15 protein-coding genes are annotated in these 21,050 nt (G+C 71.3%); 11 read left to right on the top strand and 4 right to left on the bottom strand.

Features of this window, described 5'->3' with window-relative positions; translation table 11 throughout:
- Window positions 1–131: 131 nt before the first annotated feature.
- On the top strand, window positions 132–1,625 hold the full coding sequence (hflX, locus tag ABTY59_RS10795; protein ID WP_352018573.1) for a GTPase HflX: 1,494 nt from the start codon (window positions 132–134) through the stop codon (window positions 1,623–1,625).
- Window positions 1,626–1,726: 101 nt separating this feature from the next.
- Here hflX and ABTY59_RS10800 read toward each other — a convergent pair whose 3' ends face one another.
- Together ABTY59_RS10800 and ABTY59_RS10805 are read right to left on the bottom strand one after the other, a co-directional pair.
- Window positions 1,727–2,899, bottom strand: a complete 1,173-nt coding sequence (locus tag ABTY59_RS10800) for a trypsin-like serine peptidase (protein ID WP_352018574.1) — start codon at window positions 2,897–2,899, stop codon at window positions 1,727–1,729.
- Between the two features lie 112 nt (window positions 2,900–3,011).
- Window positions 3,012–4,187: a trypsin-like serine peptidase gene (locus ABTY59_RS10805; protein ID WP_352018575.1), complete on the bottom strand. Its 1,176-nt coding sequence runs from the start codon at window positions 4,185–4,187 to the stop codon at window positions 3,012–3,014.
- Window positions 4,188–4,517: 330 nt separating this feature from the next.
- Between ABTY59_RS10805 and ABTY59_RS10810 the strand changes: the two genes are divergently transcribed.
- The 5 genes from ABTY59_RS10810 (at window position 4,518) to ABTY59_RS10830 (ending at window position 13,062) form a co-directional block, all read left to right on the top strand.
- Window positions 4,518–6,044, top strand: coding sequence for a diaminobutyrate--2-oxoglutarate transaminase family protein (locus tag ABTY59_RS10810; RefSeq protein WP_352018576.1), 1,527 nt, complete (start codon window positions 4,518–4,520; stop codon window positions 6,042–6,044).
- 366 nt (window positions 6,045–6,410) lie between these two features.
- Window positions 6,411–8,306, top strand: coding sequence for an IucA/IucC family protein (locus ABTY59_RS10815; protein WP_502995358.1), 1,896 nt, complete (start codon window positions 6,411–6,413; stop codon window positions 8,304–8,306).
- Window positions 8,307–8,362: 56 nt separating this feature from the next.
- Window positions 8,363–9,019, top strand: coding sequence for a GNAT family N-acetyltransferase (locus tag ABTY59_RS10820; RefSeq protein ID WP_352018578.1), 657 nt, complete (start codon window positions 8,363–8,365; stop codon window positions 9,017–9,019).
- 239 nt (window positions 9,020–9,258) lie between these two features.
- Window positions 9,259–11,013: an IucA/IucC family protein gene (locus ABTY59_RS10825; RefSeq protein WP_352018868.1), complete on the top strand. Its 1,755-nt coding sequence runs from the start codon at window positions 9,259–9,261 to the stop codon at window positions 11,011–11,013.
- 51 nt (window positions 11,014–11,064) lie between these two features.
- Window positions 11,065–13,062: an ATP-dependent DNA helicase gene (locus tag ABTY59_RS10830; protein ID WP_352018579.1), complete on the top strand. Its 1,998-nt coding sequence runs from the start codon at window positions 11,065–11,067 to the stop codon at window positions 13,060–13,062.
- An 83-nt stretch (window positions 13,063–13,145) separates the two neighbouring features.
- Here ABTY59_RS10830 and lexA read toward each other — a convergent pair whose 3' ends face one another.
- A complete protein-coding gene (lexA, locus tag ABTY59_RS10835; RefSeq protein WP_015036661.1) occupies window positions 13,146–13,934 on the bottom strand; it encodes a transcriptional repressor LexA in 789 nt (262 codons plus the stop codon).
- Window positions 13,935–14,371: 437 nt separating this feature from the next.
- Between lexA and nrdR the strand changes: the two genes are divergently transcribed.
- Window positions 14,372–14,881 carry a transcriptional regulator NrdR gene (nrdR, locus tag ABTY59_RS10840; RefSeq protein WP_073906277.1) on the top strand — a complete coding sequence of 170 codons (510 nt, stop codon included), beginning with the start codon at window positions 14,372–14,374 and terminating at the stop codon, window positions 14,879–14,881.
- 173 nt (window positions 14,882–15,054) lie between these two features.
- Window positions 15,055–17,949, top strand: a complete 2,895-nt coding sequence (locus ABTY59_RS10845; RefSeq protein WP_352018580.1) for a vitamin B12-dependent ribonucleotide reductase — start codon at window positions 15,055–15,057, stop codon at window positions 17,947–17,949.
- Window positions 17,950–18,061: 112 nt separating this feature from the next.
- Here the strand turns inward: ABTY59_RS10845 and ABTY59_RS10850 are convergent, their stop codons facing one another.
- Window positions 18,062–18,592 carry a TerD family protein gene (locus tag ABTY59_RS10850; RefSeq protein WP_352018581.1) on the bottom strand — a complete coding sequence of 177 codons (531 nt, stop codon included), beginning with the start codon at window positions 18,590–18,592 and terminating at the stop codon, window positions 18,062–18,064.
- Between the two features lie 99 nt (window positions 18,593–18,691).
- Here ABTY59_RS10850 and ABTY59_RS10855 point away from each other — a divergent pair, with 99 nt between their 5' ends.
- The 3 genes from ABTY59_RS10855 (at window position 18,692) to ABTY59_RS10865 (ending at window position 21,038) form a co-directional block, all read left to right on the top strand.
- Window positions 18,692–19,567 carry an arylamine N-acetyltransferase family protein gene (locus ABTY59_RS10855; protein ID WP_352018582.1) on the top strand — a complete coding sequence of 292 codons (876 nt, stop codon included), beginning with the start codon at window positions 18,692–18,694 and terminating at the stop codon, window positions 19,565–19,567.
- 42 nt (window positions 19,568–19,609) lie between these two features.
- Entirely contained in the window at window positions 19,610–20,215 is a 606-nt protein-coding gene (locus ABTY59_RS10860) for a YdbC family protein (RefSeq protein ID WP_352018583.1), read from the top strand.
- 163 nt (window positions 20,216–20,378) lie between these two features.
- On the top strand, window positions 20,379–21,038 hold the full coding sequence (locus ABTY59_RS10865; RefSeq protein WP_352018584.1) for a histidine phosphatase family protein: 660 nt from the start codon (window positions 20,379–20,381) through the stop codon (window positions 21,036–21,038).
- Window positions 21,039–21,050: the final 12 nt, after the last annotated feature.

A 21,050-nucleotide genomic window follows, 5' to 3' on the forward strand; every position in this document is an offset into this window, starting at 1 on the left:
GGTGACGGGCCCGGCGGGGCCGTGTCACCATCTTCAGGTCGGCGACGCGGCCGCGACCGGGAATCTTCCGGCGCCCGCAGGCGTTGTGACCGGCAGAGACACACCTATCTCCTCATCGACGTTAGGACCCAATGACCTCCTCTTCTTCCCCTTCCCAGGACGAACAGAGCTTCGCGGAGACGAGCCGTACCGAGAGCCTTCGGGCCGATGCCCTGATGGAAGAGGACGTCGCCTGGAGCCACGAGATCGACGGAGAGCGGGACGGCGACCAGTTCGACCGCTCCGAGCGCGCGGCTCTGCGACGTGTCGCCGGCCTCTCCACCGAGCTCGAGGACGTCACCGAGGTCGAGTACCGCCAGCTGCGCCTGGAGCGCGTCGTGCTGGTCGGCGTCTGGACCTCCGGGACGGTGCAGGACGCGGAGAACTCCCTCGCGGAGCTCGCCGCCCTCGCCGAGACGGCCGGAGCCCTCGTGCTCGACGGCGTGATCCAGCGCCGCGACAAGCCGGACCCGGCCACCTTCATCGGCTCCGGCAAGGCCCGCGAGCTGCGCGACATCGTGCTCGAGACCGGCGCCGACACCGTCGTCTGCGACGGCGAACTCAGCCCCGGCCAGCTCATCGCCCTCGAAGACGTCGTCAAGGTGAAGGTGGTCGACCGGACCGCCCTCATCCTCGACATCTTCGCCCAGCACGCCAAGTCCCGAGAGGGCAAGGCGCAGGTCGCCCTCGCGCAGATGCAGTACATGCTGCCGCGACTGCGTGGCTGGGGTCAGTCGCTGTCCCGTCAGATGGGTGGCGGCGGCGGTGGCGGCATGGCCACCCGCGGTCCCGGTGAGACCAAGATCGAGACCGACCGGCGCCGCATCCGCGAGAAGATGGCGAAGATGCGCCGGGAGATCGCGGAGATGAAGACCGGCCGTGACGTCAAGCGGCAGGAGCGCCGCCGCAACAAGGTGCCCTCGGTCGCCATCGCCGGATACACCAACGCCGGCAAGTCCTCCCTGCTCAACCGGCTCACGGGCGCGGGCGTCCTCGTGGAGAACGCCCTGTTCGCCACCCTCGACCCGACCGTCCGCCGGGCCGAGACGCCCACCGGCCGGGTCTACACCCTGGCCGACACCGTCGGCTTCGTCCGGCACCTGCCGCACCACCTGGTCGAGGCGTTCCGCTCCACCATGGAGGAGGTCGCCGAGTCCGACCTCATCCTGCACGTGGTGGACGGCTCGCACCCCGCCCCGGAGGAGCAGCTGGCCGCCGTCCGCGAGGTCTTCCGCGACGTCGGCGCGGTGAACGTGCCGGAGATCGTCGTCGTCAACAAGGCGGACGCGGCCGACCCGCTGGTGCTCCAGCGTCTGCTGCGGATGGAGAAGCACTCCATCGTGGTCTCGGCCCGCTCGGGCCAGGGCATCGACGAGCTGCTCGCGCTCATCGACTCCGAGCTGCCGCGCCCGGAGGTCGAGCTGGAGGTCCTCGTGCCGTACACGCAGGGCGGTCTGGTCTCGCGCGTCCACGCCGAGGGCGAGGTGGAGTCCGAGGAGCACACCCCGGAGGGCACCCTGCTCAAGGCCCGGGTCCACGAGGAGCTGGCGGCGCTGCTCGCGCCGTACGTCCCCGCGGCCCACTGACCACACGGCGAAGGCGCCGGTCCCTCCCCTCGGGGAGGAACCGGCGCCTTCGCGCTGTCGTGGTGCGTCAGCAGTTCCCCGCCGTCAGCAGTTCCCCGCCGTCAGCGGGCGAACTTCTTGCTGACCATCTCGTGCACGGCCTTGCCGCCGCGCCCCAGCTGAGGTCCGGCGAGCCAGCCGTTGCCGCCGGCCGGGCCGATCGACGTGTTCGACACGAGCGCCGTCGTGCCGTTCGGCAGCACCCGGAACCAGCCGCCGCCCGAGGATCCACCGGTCATCGTGCAACCGATCCGGTACATCGTCGGCGTGGCCGGAGCCGTCGTGATGCGGCTCGCCCGGTCCAGGCACTTGTGCATGATCATGCCGTTGTACGGCGGCGCCGCCGGGTAGCCCCAGGCGCCCATCGTCCCGGACTGCGCGGCCGTCGGCGCGGAGAAGTCGACCGGCAGCGCGACGCCGACGGTCTCCTCCAGGGACTTCCGGCCACGCTCCGGCTGCACGTGCAGCACGGCGTAGTCGTACGGCCAGGCCTGGTTGGTGCCGCCCGCGTTGATCCACTCGCCCGAGGTCACGGCCCAGTCGGCCCAGAACTGGCCGTACGGGTAGACCTCGTGCGGCTGCGCGTTCTGCAGCGCGGCCGGGGACTTGCCCAGGTCGTTGAAGGCCGGGACGAAGGTGATGTTGCGGTACCAGCCGCCCCTCTTGCCCGCGTGGACGCAGTGGCCGGCCGTCCAGACCAGGTTCGACTTACCGGGATGGCGCGGGTCCTTCACGATGGTGCCGGAGCAGACCATCGAGCCCTGCGGCGAGTCGAAGAAGATCTTGCCGACCGGAGCCGCGTACCGGTGGTACGGCGTCTTCTCGCGCTGGGCCTTGACGGGCCGGGGCGTCGGGTCGGTGCCACCGGTGCCGGCCTGAGCGGTGATCGTCTGGTCCGGGCTCTTCGCCGACTGCATGCGAGCGGGGTCCCAGAGGCCCTCGATCACCGGGTTGACGAAGTCCTCGGCCTCACGGAGCCAGGTCTCCTGGTCCCAGTTCTTCCACTCGCCGTTCTTCCACTTGTCCAGGTCGACGCCGTGCTTCTTCAGCTTGTCGGCGAGGTCCTTGGTGAGGTCGGCGCCCCCGTCACCGCCGTCGGCGGCGGGTGCCGAGCTGCTCGCGCCGGTGGCGGGCTTGCCGTCGGCGGGGGTCTCGGTCGGGCCGCAGGCCGTGGCGGTCAGCGCGAGCGCGGTGACCAGGCCGAGGGCGGCGGGTATGAGTCGTACGGAACGCATGAATGTATTCCCCGTTGATGTTGCCATGGACGTGTCATGAGCGGTGCACAGTATGCCGGTCGCGCCGGACGAGGAAGGAGGCGGGACCCGGGGCCCCGCCTCCGCACCGTGCCTACTGGCCGGCGTACTTCTTGCTGACCTCGTCGAAGACCGCCTTGGCCTCCGGACCGAAACGCGGACCCGCGAGCCAACCGGCCGTCGACGGGCCGATCGACGTGTTCGACACCAGCGCCGGCTTGCCGTCACCACCCTTGGCGACCCAGCCGCCACCCGACGAACCACCGGTCATCGTGCAGCCGATCCGGTACATCGTCGGCTGCTCCGCCTTCAGCGACAGCCGACCCGGCTTGTCCTGGCACTGGAACATCTTCTGCCCGTCGAACGGCGGCGCCGCCGGATAGCCCGTCGCCGTCATGCTCGCGATCTTCGGCACGGCCGGGGCGTTGAACTCCACCGGAAGCGCCGAACCGACCGTCTCCTCCAGCGACTTGCCCGAAGAACCCTTCTCCGGCGTCACCTTGATGACCGCGAAGTCATAAGGAGCACCGGCACCACCGGTGGACGCGCCCTCGGAGATCCACTGGTCGGAGGTCTTGACCCAGTCCGCCCACCACACGCCGTACGGGGCGATCTGCTCCCGCGTCGCCTTCTCCAGCGCGGAGGTCTCCATCGCCGCGTCGTTGTACGAGGGAACGAAGGCGATGTTCCGGTACCAGCCGCCCTGCTTGCCCTTGTGCACACAGTGCCCGGCCGTCCAGACCAGGTTCGACTTGCCCGGGTGCGCCGGGTCCTTCACGACCGTGGCCGAGCAGACCATCGAGCCCTCGGGGCCGTCGAAGAAGACCTTGCCGGACTCGGGCGCGTTGTCGTGGTACTTCGCCGCCACGTCCTTCGCCCGCACCGGCTCGGGCGTCGGGTCGGTGACACCCTTGTCGCCGGAGATGTCCTCCTCCTCGACCGGCTTGTCGGGCCGCTCGGCCTCGCGCATCCGGTCCGGGTCCCAGAGGTCCTCGATGATCGGGTTGACGAAGTCCTTGGCCTCACGCAGCCACTTGTCGCGGTCCCAGTTCTTCCACTCGCCGTTCCGCCACTTGTCGAGGTCGATCCCGTGTTCCTTCAGGCGGTCCTTCAGGTCCTCCGGAATCTTGATCTTGTCCGGGTCCAGGCTGACAGGAGCGACGGGCTTGTCCCCACCCGCGTTCTCCTCGCTCGGACCGCAGGCCGTGACGGTGAGCGTCAGCGCCGCGACGGCGGATGCCGCCATCAGCAGCGGACGAATCGATCGCATCTCGTGATCCCCCTGGGACTACGTCTACTTGTGCAGCTTCTTGCCGGGACGAACAGCGGCCGGGCCCTCGCGGACACGACCGACGGCCCCCACTATGCCGGTGCCGGAGGGGACGGTACGCGCCCCGCCCACGGTTCCGGGCACCGCCCGACCGTTGCCGTGCCGTGATCCGGGACACGCCAACTTCCTGCCTCCCGGCCCGTGATCCCCGGCAGTTCCCGTCGTTGGTACGTACGGGGGACACAACGGTGGCGCCGAGAGCGGCCCTTGAGGCTGCCCCGCGACGCCCCGATGTGCAACGCAACTGTTACAGCGGGAGGACACCGAGCCGTGGCCGTGACCGAACCAGCTCCGGCCGTCCCACCGGCCGCGCGCACGCAGACCCGGCCGACGGACCGGACCGACCGGACGGACCGCGTGGACCGTTCGGACCGTTCGGACCGCGTGGACCGTGGGGACCGGGCGGACCGTGGGGACAAAGGGGGCGAGTACGAGGGCATCCTGCGCCGCCAGTCCCAGCGCGAGTCCGCCGCGAGGACCTACGCCCGCTCCCTGCCCATCGTGCCCGTGCGGGCCCGAGGGCTCACCATCGAAGGCGCCGACGGCCGCCGCTACCTCGACTGCCTGTCCGGCGCCGGGACCCTCGCCCTCGGCCACAACCACCCCGTGGTCCTGGAGGCCATCAGAAAGGTCCTCGACTCGGGAGCGCCCCTCCACGTCCTCGACCTCGCCACCCCCGTCAAGGACGCCTTCACCTCCGAACTGTTCGCCACCCTCCCCGGCCGGCTCGCCGACGACGCACGCATTCAGTTCTGCGGACCGGCGGGCACCGACGCAGTCGAAGCGGCCCTCAAGCTCGTCCGGACCGCCACGGGACGCAGCGGACTCCTCGCCTTCACCGGCGCCTACCACGGCATGACGGCCGGAGCCCTCGACGCCTCCGGAGGCGCCACCGACGTCCGCGTGACGCGGCTGCCCTACCCCCAGCAGTACCGCTGCCCCTTCGGCGTCGGCGGCGAACGCGGAGCCGAACTGGCCGCCCGCTGGACCGAGAACCTCCTCGACGACCCCAAGAGCGGCGTCACCACCCCCGCCGGAATGATCGTCGAGGCGGTCCAGGGCGAGGGCGGCGTCATCCCCGCCCCCGACGACTGGATGCGCCGGATGCGCCGCATCACCGCCGACCGCTCCGTCCCCCTGATCGTCGACGAGGTCCAGACCGGCGTCGGCCGCACCGGCGCCTTCTGGGCCGTCGAGCACAGCGGCGTCGTGCCCGACGTGATGGTCCTCTCCAAGGCCATCGGCGGCTCCCTCCCCCTCGCGGTCATCGTCTACCGCTCCGGGCTCGACGCCTGGGAACCCGGCGCCCACGCCGGCACCTTCCGCGGCAACCAGCTCGCCATGGCCGCCGGAACGGCCACCCTCGCCTACGTCCGCGAGAACGGACTCGCCGAACGGGCCGGCACCCTCGGCGCCCGTATCCTCGCCAGCCTCCAGGGCCTCGCCGCCGCCCACCCCTGCGTCGGCGACGTCCGCGGCCGAGGCCTGATGATCGGCGTCGAACTCGTCGATCCCGAAGCGGCCGGACCGGACGACCCCGTCCCGCCCCCCGCCCCCGCCCTGGCCCTCGCCGTCCAACAGCAGTGCCTCGCCCGCGGGCTGATCGTCGAACTCGGCGGCCGCCACTCCGCGGTGGTCCGGCTCCTGCCCCCGCTCACCCTCACCGACGAGCAGGCCACCGCCGTCCTCGACCGCTTCGCCGACGCCCTGGCCGCGGCCGAACGGGCCCACACCCCCCACCCGCCCGCCTCCCGCCGGGCCACGGCCCCCCGGAACGCCCCCGGTCCGTCCCACTGACCCCGGACCGCCCCGGCCCCCACCCCCAAGGAACCCCCCGTGAACGCCACCCCCACCCCGACCAACCCCCTCCCCCCGTCCCCTCTCCCCCCGTCCCCCCTCCACCACCCCACGCCCCACCACTCAGAGACCCACCACTCAGAGCCCCACCGCTCCGGGACCCGCCACCCCGAGCCCTCCCACGCGGGTCCGATCCACCCCGAGGCCCTCCACCCCGGAGCGACCCACGCGGAGGCCTTCCGCACCGGGGCCGCCCAAGCGGAGGCCCTCCACCCCGGAGCGACCCACACGGAGGCCTTCCGCACGGGCGCCGCCCACACGGAGGCCGTCCGCGCCGAGGTACTCCGCCCCGAAGCAGCCCACCGCATCGAGGACCGGAGCGCCCCGGGGCCTCGCCCGGTGGCCGTCAGGGCCGACGGGCTCGGGGCGGGTCCCTTCGGAGGCGAGGAGAGCGGCCCCGAGCCGCTCGACACCGTGCAGCCCACCGTCCCGCGCCAGCACGTCGGGCCGTACGAACCCCGATCCCCGCGCCCGATCGGTGGCCCCGATCCGCTGGACGACCCCGACCCGCAGCGTGCCGCCGACGCCGCCGCCGTCGAGAACCTCCTCCGCTGCTGGGTCAGGGAGAAGAACCTCCCGGCCCCCGGCTCCTCCACCCTGCGCGTCCCCCTCGACGCCAGCGGCACCGCCCTCCTCGTCCCCGTCCGCTACTGGTCGCCCACCGGCTGGCACCGCTTCGGCGCCCCCACCCTCGAAGGACTCCCGGCCTCGGCGCCGGCCGCCGACGCCGTCACGGTGGCCGCCCTGCTCAGCCGGGAGAGCGGTCGCTCCGAGGGCACCGACCTCGTCGGGCGCGTCGCCGACTCCGCCCGCCGCACCGCCGACTTCCTCACCGAGCGCCGTCGCCGCCCCGAGCCGCACCCGGACGCCGACCTGTTCCTCACCGCCGAACAGTCCCTGCTGCTGGGCCACCCGCTCCACCCCACGCCCAAGAGCCGCGAAGGGCTCTCCGAGGCCGAAGGCCGGCTCTACTCACCCGAACTCCACGGCTCTTTCCCCCTCCACTGGATCGCCGTCGACCACACCCTGCTCGCCACCGACTCGGCCTGGACCGAGCAGGGCCGGCCCGTCACCGCCGAACAACTCGCCTCCGGTCTTGCCGAAGGCCTCACGCTCCCCGCCGGCACGGCGCCACTGCCCGTGCACCCCTGGCAGGCCCGTGAACTCCTGCACCGCCCCGACGTCCGGGCCCTCGTCGACGCGGGCCTCCTCCACGACCTCGGGCTCCACGGCAGCCCCTGGCATCCCACCTCCTCCGTCCGCACCGTGCACCGCCCCGGCGCCCGGGCCATGCTCAAGCTCTCCCTCGGCCTGCGCATCACCAACTCCCGCCGCGAGAACCTCCGCAAGGAACTCCACCGCGGCGTCGAGGTCCACCGGCTGATGCGCACCGGCCTCGTCGACGAGTGGCAGGCGGCCCACCCCGGCTTCGACATCGTCCGCGACCCCGCCTGGCTGGCCGTCGACGCACCGGACGGCAAGCCCGTCCCCGGCCTCGACGTCATGATCCGCCACAACCCCTTCGGCCCCGGCGACGACGCCGTCTGCATCGCCTCCCTCACGACCCCCCGCCCGTGGCCGGGAGCCACCACCATGCGCTCCCGGCTCGCCGACGTCATCGGACGGCTCGCCACCGGCACCGGCCGCCCCACGACGGCCGTCGCCGCCGAGTGGTTCCTCCGCTACCTCGACCAGGTCGTCCGCCCCGTCCTCTGGCTCGACGGTCACGCCGGCATCGCCCTGGAGGCCCACCAGCAGAACACCTTGGTGCTCCTGGACCCGGACGGCTGGCCGGTCGGCGGCCGCTACCGCGACAACCAGGGCTACTACTTCCGCGAGTCCCACCGCGGCGAGCTGGAGAGCAGGCTCCCCGGCATCGGCGAGGACAGCGACACCTTCGTCTCCGACCAGGTCACCGACGAGCGTTTCGCCTACTACCTCGGCATCAACAACGTCCTCGGTCTGATCGGCGCCTTCGGCGCCCAGCACCTCGCCGACGAACGCGTCCTGCTCGCCGCCTTCCGTAGCTTCCTCACCTCCGCCACCAGCCTGGGCTCACCCCTTCCGCACCGGCTCCTGGAAGCCGCGACCCTGCGCAGCAAGGCCAATCTCCTCACCCGCCTGCACGGTCTGGACGAACTCGTCGGGCCCGTCGACACCCAGTCCGTCTACGTCACCGTCACCAACCCCCTCCGCCCCTGATCCGAACCACCAGCGCTCCGCACCCCGACCACACCCGCCGAGAGGAGAGCGGCACCGTGTCACCCACCCGCCCACCGGCCGACCCGCCCGGGGACGACACCCTGGACCTGAGGGCCGACGACCTCGCCGCCCTCCTCGACGGCGACCTGCTCGACTCCGTCGCCGCCTGGAACCCCGCCGCCACATCAGCCGGCGCCTTCCGGCTCGTGCCCGTGCGACTCGAACGGGACCTGCCGCTCCTCGCCGGATGGATGAACGACCCCGCCGTCGCCGCCTTCTGGGAGCTCGCCGGACCCGACACCGTCACCGCCGATCACGTCCGAGCCCAGCTCGAGGGCGACGGCCGCAGCGTCCCCTGCCTCGGCGTGCTCGACGGCACGCCCATGAGCTACTTCGAGATCTACCGGGCCGACCTCGACCCGCTCGCCCGGCACTACCCGGCGCTGCCCCACGACACCGGTATCCACCTGCTGATCGGAGGCGGCACCGACCGGGGCCGAGGCGTCGGCACCACACTGCTGCGCGCCGTCGCCGATCTGGTCCTCGACCACCGTCCCCGCTGCACCCGCGTCGTCGCCGAACCCGACATCCGCAACACCCCCTCCGTCTCCGCCTTCCTCAGCGGCGGCTTCCGCTACGCGGCGGAAGTCGACCTCCCCGACAAAAGAGCCGCCCTCATGATCCGTGACCGGGCCCTCCGTCACGTTCTGTGAACACCTCTGTCTTACATACACCGCTCGACCCACAGCGGTTCCCAATCCGAGGAGTCCTCGTGTCGACGTCCCCTGCACCTCACGACTCCGCACCACCCACCGGCCCGGCCGCATCCACCGACCCGGCCGCACCCACCGCCGGCCCGGCCGCACCCACCGCCGGCCCGGTCGCACCCACCGCCGGTCCGGTCGAACCCACCGGCCCCGCCGCATCGCCCGAGCCGCTCGCACCCCCCGAGCTGCTCGCGCCACCCGAGATCAACGCCGCCGCCTGGACCAGGGCGTCCTCGCGGCTCCTCGCCAAGGCCCTCTCCGAGTTCGCCTACGAGGAGATCATCGAGCCCGTGCCCGTCGACGGCGAGCCGGACCTTCACGCCCTCCGGCTCGACGACGGCACCACCCTCACCTTCCGTGCACGCCGCGGGGCCTACGGCGGCTGGCGCGTCACCGCCGGCTCGGTCGCCCACGAGGGCCGCCCCCTCACCGACCCCCTCGACTTCCTGGTCCGGGCCAGGCGCCTCCTCCGGCTCGACGGTGCCACCCTCGGCCATCTGATCCGCGAGCTGTCCGCCACCCTCGCCGCCGACGCCCGCCTCGATCACACGGCCCTCACCGCCGCCCGCCTCGCCGAGCTGTCCTACGCGGAGCTCGAAGGCCACCAGACCGGCCACCCCTGGCTCGTCCTCAACAAGGGCCGCATCGGTTTCTCCGCCACCGACACCGCCCGCTGGGCGCCCGAGGCCCGCAGCGCGACCCGGCTGCCGTGGATCGCCGTCAGCGACCGCCTCGCCGCCTACCGGGGCGTCGCAGGACTCGACACCCCCGCCCTGCTGTACGCGCGGGAACTCGACCCCGAGGCGTACGCCGCCTTCCGGGCCGAGCTCACCGCACGTGGCCACGAACCCGACAGCTACCTCCTGCTGCCCGTCCACCCCTGGCAGTGGGACGAGATCCTGCTGCCGCTCTACGCCCCGGCCATCGCCGCCGGAGCCGTCGTCCCGCTCCCCGCGGACGGCGACCTCCGCCTGCCGCAGCAGTCCGTCCGTACCTTCCTCAACATCAGCCGTCCCGACCGGCACACGGTCAAGCTGCCGCTCTCGGTGCTCAACACGCTCGTCTGGCGCGGACTGCCGACCGAACGCACCCTCGCCGCGCCCGCCGTGACCACCTGGGTCCACGGCCTGCGCGAAGCCGACCCCTTCCTGCGGGACGAGTGCGGAGTGATCCTCCTCGGCGAGGTCGCCTCCGTCACGGTCGCGCACCCCCTGTACGACCGGCTGCCCGAAGTCCCGTACCAGTACAAGGAACTGCTCGGCGCGATCTGGCGCGAGCCGCTGCGCCTTCCCCCCGGCGAACGGGCCCGCACCCTCGCCTCCCTGCTCCACACCGATCCGGACGGCAGGGCGTTCGTCGCCGAACTCGTCGAGCGCTCCGGACTCGCGCCCGCCGTCTGGCTCCAGCGCCTCTTCGCCGCCCTGCTGCCCCCGCTGCTGCACTTCCTCTACCGGTACGGCACGGTCTTCTCCCCGCACGGCGAGAACGCCATCGTCGTCTACGACGGCCAGGACGTCCCCGTCCGCCTCGCGATCAAGGACTTCGTCGACGACGTCAACATCAGCGCCCACCCGCTGCCCGAACACGACGCGCTGCCCGACGACGTCCGCGCCGTCCTCCTCACCGAGGAACCGGGCTTCCTGATCCAGTTCATCCATTCGGGGCTCTTCGTCGGTGTCTTCCGCTACCTGGCACCCCTCTGCGAGGAACAACTCGGAGTTCCCGAGGAGGACTTCTGGGGCTACGTCCGCGCCGAGATCCTGCGGCACCAGGCGCGCTTCCCCGAGCTGAAGGAACGGTTCGAGCTCTTCGACCTCCTGACCCCGCGCATCGAGCGGCTCTGTCTCAACCGGAACCGTCTGCACCTGGACGGATACCGCGACCGGCCCGAACGTCCGCACGCCGCGGTCCACGGGACCGTCCCCAATCCGCTCGCCTGAGGGCGCTCGCGTGACCCGGCTGTCAGTGCCGCCCCGTAGGGTGGAAGGGCTATGACGAAGCCATCCCTCCCCGACCTCCTCCACGCCGCCGTCTCCGCCGTCGGCGGCACGGAGCGGCCCGGCCAGGTCGCCATGGCCGAGGCCGTGGCCGAGGCCATCGACGACAACTCCCACCTCCTCGTCCAGGCCGGCACCGGCACGGGCAAGTCGCTCGGCTACCTCGTGCCGGCACTCGCCCAGGGCGAGCGGGTGGTGGTGGCCACGGCCACCCTGGCGCTCCAGCGCCAGCTCGTCGAGCGCGACCTCCCCCGGACGGTCGACGCGCTGCATCCGCAGCTGCGCCGCCGTCCGCAGTTCGCCATGCTCAAGGGCCGGTCGAACTACCTCTGCCTGCACCGGCTCCACGAAGGCGTCCCGCAGGACGAGGAGGACGGCCTCTTCGACCCCTTCGAGGCAGCCGCGCCGACGAGCAAGCTGGGCCAGGACCTGCTGCGGCTGCGGGACTGGTCGGACGAGACGGAGACCGGCGACCGGGACGACCTCACGCCGGGCGTCTCCGACAAGGCCTGGGCCCAGGTCTCGGTCTCCTCCCGGGAGTGCCTGGGCGCGAGCAAGTGCGCGTACGGGCCGGAGTGCTTCGCCGAGGCGGCACGCGAGCGCGCCAAGCTCGCGGACGTCGTCGTCACCAATCACGCCCTGCTCGCGATCGACGCCATCGAGGGCGCCCCGGTGCTCCCGCAGCACGAGGTGCTGATCGTCGACGAGGCCCATGAGCTGGTCTCCCGGGTCACCGGCGTCGCGACCGGTGAGCTCACCCCGGGCCAGGTCAACCGTGCCGTACGGCGGGCCGCGAAGCTGGTGGACGAGAAGACGGCCGACCAGCTGCAGACCGCCGCGGAGGGCTTCGAGCGGGTCATGGAGCTGGCGCTGCCGGGCCGCCTGGAGGAGATCCCGGAGGACCTGGCGTACGCGTTGATGGCGCTGCGGGACGCGGCCCGCGCGGTGATCACGGCCCTGGGCAACACCCGGGACCGGGCCGTGCAGGACGAGGACGCGGTGCGCAAGCAGGCCATGGCCTCCGTGGAGTCCGTGCACGGCGTGGCGGAGCGGATCACCCACGGTTCCGAGTACGACGTCGTCTGGTACGAGCGTCACGACCGGTTCGGCGCCTCGCTGCGGGTCGCGCCGCTGACGGTCTCCGGGCTGCTGCGGGAGAAGCTCTTCACGGAGCGGTCCGTGGTGCTCGCCTCGGCGACGCTCAAGCTGGGCGGCGACTTCAACGGTGTCGGGGCTTCCCTCGGGCTGGCCCCCGAGGGCACCAAGGGCGACGACGTGCCCGTCTGGAAGGGCATCGACGTCGGCTCCCCGTTCGACTACCCGAAGCAGGGCATCCTGTACGTCGCCAAGCACCTCTCGCGCCCCGCGCGCGACGGGGAGCGGGGCGACATGCTCGACGAGCTCACCGAACTCATGCAGGCGGCCGGCGGGCGGACCCTCGGCCTCTTCTCCTCCATGCGTGCCGCGCAGCAGGCGGCGGAGGAGCTGCGGACCCGGGTCCCGGAGCTGCCGATCCTGCTCCAGGGGGAGGACACCCTGGGCGAGCTGATCAAGAACTTCGCGGCCGATCCGAAGACCTGTCTGTTCGGCACGCTCTCGCTCTGGCAGGGAGTGGACGTCCCGGGGCCCAGCTGTCAGCTGGTCGTCATGGACAAGATCCCGTTCCCGCGCCCGGACGACCCGCTGATGAGCGCGCGGCAGAAGGCGGTGGAGGAGTCCGGGGGGAACGGCTTCATGGCCGTCGCGGCGACCCACGCGGCGCTGCTGATGGCGCAGGGTGCCGGTCGTCTGGTGCGGGCCACGGGTGATCGGGGTGTGGTGGCGGTCCTGGACCCGCGGCTGGCCACCGCCCGGTACGGCAGCTATCTGAAGGCCTCGTTGCCCGACTTCTGGTACACCACGGACCGCAACCAGGTGCGGAAGTCACTCGCGGCCATCGACGCCGCTTCGAAGACGGCTGACGACGCCGCTTCGAAGACGGCCGACGTCTAGGTTCCGGCGCTTTCAGGACATGGCAGGGCCCCGGGACCGGCGCAGTGGGTCCCGGGGCCCGGTTCAGAGCCGGCGGGGGAGTGTCACACCCGCCGGAGCACCGCCACGACCTTGCCGAGGATGGTGGCCTCGTCGCCGGGGATGGGCTGGTACGCCGCGTTGTGCGGGAGCAGCCAGACGTGGCCGTCCTCGCGCTTGAAGCGCTTGACGGTGGCCTCGCCGTCGAGCATGGCGGCGACGATGTCGCCGTTCTCCGCGACGGGCTGCCGGCGGACGGTGACCCAGTCGCCGTCACAGATGGCGGCCTCGATCATCGAGTCGCCGACGACCTTGAGCACGAACAGTTCGCCGTCGCCGACGAGCTGGCGGGGGAGGGGGAAGACGTCTTCGACGGACTCCTCGGCCAGGATCGGCCCACCGGCCGCGATGCGGCCGACCAGCGGGACGTACGACGCGGCCGGCTTGCCGGTGGTGTCGGTCGGCTGGGTGCTCGGCTGGTCGGAGCCGCGGACCTCGTAGGCGCGGGGCCGGTGCGGGTCACGGCGGAGGAAGCCCTTGCGCTCCAGGGCCATGAGCTGGTGCGCCACGGACGACGTGCTGGAGAGGCCGACCGCCTGTCCGATCTCCCGCATCGACGGCGGGTAACCGCGCCGCTGGACCGAGTCACGGATGACTTCGATGACCCTGCGCTGCCGGTCGGTGAGTCCGGAGCTGTCGGCGCGGATGCCTGGAGGTCGCCCGGGGAGGGCGCGGGCGGGGCGCCCGGGCTCCTCCCCGTTCATGCTTGCGTCATTCATGGCGTGCACCGGCTCGAGTCGGCCCTGGGAGCGGTCCTGGGCGGTGATGGTGGCACTGTCTGCGGTGGTGGTCACGTCGTCGGCCCCTCTCGAATGGTCTCCCTGGCTGGCACAACGGTAGTGGCTTTCGAAAGGTTGCGCCAAACACACGTTCGAGTGAAAATTCGCAGATTGCCTTACGTGCGTATGTGCGGGGGTGTATGAGCACGCTCGCGCCGCCGCCCCAAATCGGTCGTTACGGTAGCCTTCGCGGCTGAGGCGTGGATGGCCGGTGCACCGTCCCAGTGTCGCACCCGGAGGCATGGATCCGCGGGAGCGTCCGCACCGCGACACGCGGTGGGCCTCGAATCGCCCCCAACCCAAGATCTAGTGGTTGGATGGCATCGGCCACCCAGGGGTAGTGGTCCCCGGTCTGCCGGGGGCGCGCGCATCGCCTATGCTGGTGGTCGCTTCGCAGGGCCTTGACGGGCCGGTGAGGCTCGTCAGTCGTGCCGTGAGAAGGGTCGGAACCAGTGCATTGCCCCTTCTGCAGGCACCCCGACAGCCGTGTCGTCGACAGTCGCACCACCGACGACGGGACGTCGATCCGACGCCGCCGCCAGTGCCCCGACTGCTCCCGTCGTTTCACGACGGTGGAGACCTGCTCGCTCATGGTGGTGAAGCGCTCCGGCGTCACCGAGCCCTTCAGTCGTAACAAGGTCATCTCCGGCGTGCGCAAGGCGTGCCAGGGGCGACCGGTCACCGAGGACGCCCTCGCCAAGCTCGGCCAGCGGGTCGAGGAGGCGGTGCGCGCCACCGGAAGCGCCGAGCTGACCACCCACGACGTGGGCCTGGCCATCCTCGGCCCCCTGCAGGAGCTCGACCTCGTCGCGTACCTGCGCTTCGCGTCCGTGTACAAGGCTTTCGACAGCCTCGAAGACTTCGAGGCCGCCATCGCGGAACTCCGCGTGCGGCCTCCCGCTGAGAACGACGGGACCGGTGTGACCCCTGAGGTCCCCGTTCCCGCCACCGCCGCCGACTGACCGGCGGACCGGGCCGCTCGACGGTCCGGCGACCGGCCGCCGTGCGGCCCGGCAGACGTGCCCCGGGAGACCCCAGTGGTCCCTGTGGCAGCAGTACAGAACGACGTACAGAAGACGGTGCCCTGGGACTATCTGGGCGCCAAAGTGTGTTTTGCACGTATATGGGAGGCGGCATGACAGAGACGGCGAGCGGCCCGGCACGTGGTTCCCGCACCAAGGGATCCAAGTCGGCGAGCAAGGGCCTGCGTATCGAGCGCATCCACACCACCCCCGGCGTGCATCCGTACGACGAGGTGGCCTGGGAGCGCCGTGACGTCGTCATGACCAACTGGCGCGACGGCTCGATCAACTTCGAGCAGCGCGGCGTCGAGTTCCCCGACTTCTGGTCGGTGAACGCGGTCAACATCGTCACCAGCAAGTACTTCCGCGGGGCCGTCGGCACCCCGCAGCGCGAGACCGGTCTCAAGCAGCTCATCGACCGGATCGTGAAGACGTACACGAAGGCCGGCGAGGACTACGGCTACTTCGCCTCGCCCGCCGACGCCGAGATCTTCGAGCACGAGCTGGCCTACGCCCTCCTGCACCAGATCTTCAGCTTCAACTCGCCGGTCTGGTTCAACGTCGGCACCCCGCAGCCCCAGCAGGTCTCCGCCTGCTTCATCCTGTCCGTCGACGACTCCATGGAGTCCATCCTCGACTGGTACAAGGAAGAGGGCATGATCTTCAAGGGCGGCTCCGGCGCCGGCCTGAACCTCTCCCGCATCCGCTCCTCCAAGGAGCTGCTCTCCTCCGGCGGCAACGCCTCCGGCCCGGTCTCCTTCATGCGCGGCGCCGACGCCTCCGCCGGCACGATCAAGTCGGGCGGCGCCACCCGCCGCGCGGCCAAGATGGTCATCCTCGACGTCGACCACCCCGACATCGAGGACTTCATCGAGACCAAGGTCAAGGAGGAGGAGAAGATCCGCGCCCTCCGTGACGCGGGCTTCGACATGGACCTGGGCGGCGACGACATCACGTCCGTCCAGTACCAGAACGCCAACAACTCCGTCCGCGTGAACGACACGTTCATGAAGGCCGTCGAGTCCGGCGGGAAGTTCGGCCTCACCTCGCGCATGACCGGCGAGGTCATCGAGGAGGTCGACGCCAAGGCGCTCTTCCGCAAGATGGCCGAGGCCGCGTGGGCCTGTGCCGACCCGGGCATCCAGTACGACGACACGATCAACCACTGGCACACCTGCCCCGAGTCCGGCCGCATCAACGGCTCGAACCCGTGCAGCGAGTACATGCACCTGGACAACACGTCCTGCAACCTCGCCTCGCTGAACCTCATGAAGTTCCTCAAGGACGACGGCCAGGGCAGCCAGTCCTTCGACGTCGAGCGCTTCGCCAAGGTCGTCGAGCTCGTCATCACCGCGATGGACATCTCCATCTGCTTCGCCGACTTCCCCACCCAGAAGATCGGCGAGAACACCCGCGCCTACCGCCAGCTCGGCATCGGCTACGCCAACCTCGGCGCCCTGCTGATGGCGACCGGCCACGCGTACGACTCCGACGGCGGCCGCGCCCTCGCCGGTGCCATCACCTCCCTGATGACCGGCACCTCGTACAAGCGCTCCGCCGAGCTCGCCGCGGTCGTCGGCGCGTACGACGGCTACGCCCTCAACGCCGAGCCGCACCAGCGCGTCATGCAGCAGCACGCCGACGAGAACACCAAGGCCGTCCGCATGGACGACCTGGACTCGCCGATCTGGGCCGCCGCCACGGAGGCCTGGCAGGACGTGATCCGCCTCGGCGCCAAGAACGGCTTCCGCAACGCCCAGGCCTCGGTCATCGCCCCCACCGGCACCATCGGTCTCGCGATGTCCTGCGACACCACCGGCCTCGAGCCCGACCTCGCCCTGGTCAAGTTCAAGAAGCTCGTCGGCGGCGGCTCGATGCAGATCGTCAACGGCACCGTCCCGCAGGCCCTGCGCCGCCTGGGCTACCAGCCGGAGCAGATCGAGGCGATCGTCGCCCACATCGCCGAGCACGGCAACGTGATCGACGCCCCCGGCCTGAAGACCGAGCACTACGAGGTCTTCGACTGCGCCATGGGCGAGCGCTCCATCTCCGCGATGGGCCACGTCCGCATGATGGCCGCCATCCAGCCGTGGATCTCGGGCGCCCTCTCCAAGACCGTGAACCTGCCGGAGACGGCCACGGTCGAGGACGTCGAGGAGGTCTACTTCGAGGCCTGGAAGATGGGCGTCAAGGCACTCGCGATCTACCGCGACAACTGCAAGGTCGGCCAGCCGCTCTCCGCCAAGAAGAAGGAGGACGAGAAGGCCGAGGTCACCGCGAAGTCCGAGGCGACGATCCGCGAGGCCGTCGAGAAGGTCGTCGAGTACCGCCCGGTCCGCAAGCGTCTGCCCAAGGGCCGTCCGGGGATCACCACCTCCTTCACCGTCGGCGGCGCCGAGGGCTACATGACCGCCAACTCCTACCCGGACGACGGTCTCGGCGAGGTCTTCCTGAAGATGTCGAAGCAGGGCTCCACCCTCGCCGGCATGATGGACGCCTTCTCCATCGCCGTCTCCGTCGGCCTGCAGTACGGCGTCCCGCTGGAGACGTACGTCTCGAAGTTCACCAACATGCGCTTCGAGCCGGCCGGCATGACGGACGACCCGGACGTGCGGATGGCGCAGTCGATCGTCGACTACATCTTCCGCCGCCTGGCGCTGGACTTCCTGCCCTTCGAGACCCGCTCCGCCCTCGGCATCCACTCGGCCGAGGAGCGCCAGCGTCACCTCGACACCGGCTCGTACGAGCAGCCCGAGGACGAGGACGTCGACGTCGAGGCCCTGGCCCAGTCCGCGCCCCGCACTCCGGAGCTGAAGGCCGTCGCGGCCCCGGCCCCCAAGGTCGAGGTCCCGGCTCCGAAGCAGGCCCACACGTCCGCGGAGCTCGTCGAGATGCAGCTCGGCATCAGCGCCGACGCCCCGCTGTGCTTCTCCTGCGGCACCAAGATGCAGCGAGCCGGCTCCTGCTACATCTGCGAGGGCTGCGGCTCCACCAGCGGCTGCAGCTGACACCGGCCCGGGCGCTGAGCGGCGGAAGCCGCTGAGCGCTCCGGATCGCCCGTGAGGGGGCGCCGACCACCGGTCGGCGCCCCTTTCGGATGTGCGGGCCCGGGTCGGGAGGTCAGGACGCGGGGGATCCCATGAGCGCGCCGAAGGCCTGCGGATCGGCGTCGAAGCCGCGGCTGATCGCGCGGTACGACCATCCGTCAGCCCCGTCACGGGTGAACTCGACGACGGTCGCCGAGCGGGCCCCGCGGACGTCCGCGAAGTCATGGACCAGCAGGTCCGTGTACCCCTCCCGGACCCGTATGCCCGTGCTCGCTATGTCGCCGAACGTCAGCCGCCCGCCGCTCTGCTGTATGACCACGCCCACGACCACCCGCTCGTACCGCGCGTCCAGCCGGTCCAACTCCAGGGTCATGGCCTCGTCGTAGCCGAATCCCTGGCCCGTACGGCTGTCCCGGTGCAGGGTGATCGTGCCGTCCGGGGAACGGCTGCCGAAGTGGACCAGCTGGGCGGGCGCGCCGTGCGGGTCGCCCGTGGGGAAGACCCCGGCGACCAGATCGAGATCGTGGGCCGGAGCGCCCGCCGGGGCGGGGTCCCACTTGAGCGTGACCTCGACGCGTCCCACCCCTTTGTTGAGTCCGCTCATGGTGCTTCCCCTCTCCGCGCACGCCCCCGCGCACGCCTCGCCTCGTACCGTCGACCCGCGCGAAAAGCCCGTGGTCGTGGCCCGATTCCTCATGGTGTCATGTGCCTACGACAGAGGACCCGGCGCTTCAAGGGGGAGAGCGGTGTGTGGAGCGGTGACGAGCTGGATCTCGACGCATATCTGGCTCGAATCGGTTACGACAGCGAGCGGGACGGGGAACTCGCTCCCGATCTGCGGACCTTGACGGCCCTTCACCGCGCGCACGTGGAGGCCATCCCGTTCGAGAACCTCGACGTCGCCCTCGGCAGGGACGTGCCCCTGGACCTGAAGAGCCTTCAGGGGAAGCTCGTCGCGCGGCGCAGGGGAGGCTACTGCTACGAGCAGAACTCCCTCCTCGCCGCGGCCCTCGAACGGATCGGCTTCCAGGTGGCCGGCCGTGGCGCGCGCAACCGCTCGCGGGGTGCCGCGCTGCCGCCGGTCACGCACGCGCTCCTCGTCGTCACGATCGAGGGGGGACAGTGGCTCGCCGACGCCGGTTTCGGCTGGCAGGGGCCGCTGGAACCCGTGCCGCTGCGGGACGGCGCGCGCGTGGAGCAGGCCGGCTGGACGTTCGGGATCGGCGTCGAGGACGAGGGCATCCACGTGCTGCGCACGCTGCGGGCGGAGGGCTGGGCCGATCTGTACGCGTTCTCGCCGCAGACCCTCTACCCCGGCGACTTCACCGTCATGAACCACTACAGCTCCAGCCACCCGCAGTCACGGTTCCTCGGCCAGGTCGTCGCCCAGTGGCCCGGAGCGGAGGCGCGCAGGGCGCTGGTGCGCGAGACGCTCTCCACGGTGCGTGCGGACGGGTCCGCTGAGGAACGCACGGTGGGCGTGGCCGAGTTGGCGGCCGTCCTGGAGGCCGAGTTCGGGATCGAACTGGACGACGAGGAGCGCGCGGGGCTCGAGCGCGTGCACGGGGCGGGACTCTGACAAGGTCTGCCGGGGCGGTCCCCGGCCCCGTACGATGGCGCGGTGCTGGTCAAGTGGATTCGCTGCACCGTGGTGGACCGTCGAGGGTTCGAGCGGGGGCAGCGGAAATGGGCGGGGCTGCTCGGTGAGCCGGGATTCCGGGGCCAGGGCGGCGGGTGGAGCCGGGGTCGTCCGGACGTCGCCCACATCTTCGCGTTCTGGGAGAGCCGCGCCTTCTACGACTCGTTCATGGCGCGGTCCCACGACCGTCTGGCGGCCTCCCAGGTCGGTACGTTCAAGGACATCCAGGTCAAGCTCTTCGACCATCGCTTCGACGTGAAGACGGGCTTCGAACCGCGCTTCGCCGACGCCGACGTGGCGCGGGTGGCGCACTGCCGGGTGCACGAGGACCGGGCCGAGCACTTCGCGCTCATGCAGGAGAAGGTGTGGAACCCGGCCATGGCCGGATCTCCCGGCATGCTGCGGGGCCTGTTCGGCGAGGCGCCGGGCAGCGAGTTCCTGGTGCTCTCCATGTGGCAGTCGGCCGCCGAACACGGAAAATACCGGGTCGAGCGCATCGAGCGGCTGGGGCTGCGGGCCCGTACCGCTGCCGACGTGGCGGCGCTGAACGGAGACGTGGTGCAGCTCGAATCCGGCTGGACGGTCTGAGCCCGCCGGTGCGTCGGGGCGGATCGGCGCTCTGAGCCCGCCGGTGCCTCGGGGCGGGCTGGACGGTCTGGGCCCGCCGGCGCCGGCCCGGCGCCTCCCCCGGATGGCCCCCGGGCGCCGCCTCGGCTGAGCCTGCCGGAGAGCGGCGTTCTAGGGTCGGGGTATGGCACGACCGCGGCGCATCGTTCTCGTACGGCACGGAGAGTCCGAGGGCAATGCCGATGACACGGTGTACGAGCGCGAGCCCGACCACGCCCTGAGGCTGACCGAGACCGGGTGGCGGCAGGCGGAGCGGACGGGGGACCGGCTGCGGGAGCTCTTCGGGGACGAGCCGGTCAGCGTCTACGTCTCGCCGTACCGCCGCACCCATGAGACACTCCGCGCCTTCCGGCTCCCCGCCGAGCTGATACGGGTGCGGGAGGAGCCGCGGCTCCGGGAGCAGGACTGGGGCAACTGGCAGGAACGGGAGGACGTACGCCTGCAGAAGGCCTACCGGGACGCGTACGGGCACTTCTTCTACCGCTTCGCGCAGGGCGAGTCCGGCGCCGACGTGTACGACCGCGTCGGCGCGTTCCTGGAGAGTCTCTACCGCAGCTTCGAGGCGCCCGACCACCCGCCCAACGTCCTGCTCGTCACCCACGGTCTGACCATGCGGCTGTTCTGCATGCGCTGGTTCCACTGGACGGTGGCGGACTTCGAGTCGCTCTCGAACCCCGGCAACGCGGAGACCCGCACGCTGCTGCTCGGAGAGGACGGCCGGTACCGCCTGGACAGACCGTTCGAACGCTGGCGTACCCCGGAACCGTACGGCCCCACCGGATAGAGTGGCAGACCG

This window comes from Streptomyces sp. NPDC096079, assembly GCF_040303145.1.
Classification (GTDB): Bacteria; Actinomycetota; Actinomycetes; order Streptomycetales; family Streptomycetaceae; genus Streptomyces.